We start from the raw sequence: 1,194 nt of genomic DNA on the forward strand, positions 1-1,194 counted from the left end.
ATTATTCGATGATCTTGGCAACCACACCAGCACCAACGGTACGACCACCTTCGCGAATCGCGAAGCGCAGGCCGTCTTCCATGGCGATCGGAGCGATCAGGGTAACAACCATCTTGATGTTGTCGCCCGGCATTACCATCTCAACGCCTTCCGGCAGTTCGCAGTTACCAGTCACGTCAGTGGTACGGAAGTAAAACTGCGGACGGTAGCCCTTGAAGAACGGAGTATGGCGACCGCCTTCTTCCTTGCTCAGTACGTAGACTTCGCCTTCGAACTTGGTGTGCGGCTTGATGGTGCCCGGCTTGGCCAGAACCTGACCGCGCTCGACGTCATCACGCTTGGTGCCGCGCAGCAGCACGCCCACGTTCTCACCAGCACGACCTTCGTCGAGCAGCTTGCGGAACATCTCGACACCGGTGCAGGTGGTCTTGGTCGTGGCACGGATACCAACGATTTCGATCTCTTCCTGAACCTTGACGATGCCGCGCTCAACACGACCAGTCACAACGGTACCGCGACCGGAGATCGAGAACACGTCTTCGATCGGCATTAGGAACGGCTTGTCGATAGCGCGCTCAGGCTCTGGAATGTAGCTATCCAGAGTCTCGACCAGCTTACGCACGGCCGATACGCCCATCTCGTTGTCGTCCTGGCCGTTCAGGGCCATCAGAGCAGAACCGATGATGATCGGCGTGTCGTCGCCAGGGAAGTCGTAAGTCGACAGCAGATCACGCACTTCCATCTCGACCAACTCGAGCAGCTCAGCGTCATCCACCATGTCAGCCTTGTTCAGGAAGACCACGATATAAGGAACGCCAACCTGACGGGACAGCAGGATGTGCTCGCGAGTTTGCGGCATCGGGCCGTCAGCAGCGGAGCAAACCAGGATCGCACCGTCCATCTGCGCCGCACCAGTGATCATGTTCTTCACATAGTCAGCGTGACCTGGGCAGTCAACGTGCGCGTAGTGACGGATCGAGGAATCATATTCAACGTGGGAGGTGTTGATGGTGATACCACGAGCCTTCTCTTCCGGCGCGTTGTCGATCTGCGAGAAGTCACGCGCAGAGCCGCCCCAGGTCTCCGCACAGACCTTGGTCAGCGCGGCGGTGAGCGTGGTCTTGCCATGGTCGACGTGACCAATGGTGCCGACGTTCAGGTGCGGTTTGTTACGTTCGAATTTTTCTTTAGCCA

1 protein-coding gene is annotated in these 1,194 nt (G+C 57.9%); it reads right to left on the reverse strand.

Going from position 1 to position 1,194, the window contains the following annotated elements:
- Nucleotide 1: 1 nt before the first annotated feature.
- Nucleotides 2-1,194 (reverse strand): elongation factor Tu (gene tuf, locus NAV33_RS21385; RefSeq protein WP_155397594.1); only part of this gene is annotated, 1,193 nt, incomplete at its 5' end.

Source organism: Stutzerimonas stutzeri (assembly GCF_024448715.1).
Lineage (GTDB): Bacteria > Pseudomonadota > Gammaproteobacteria > Pseudomonadales > Pseudomonadaceae > Stutzerimonas > Stutzerimonas stutzeri_AR.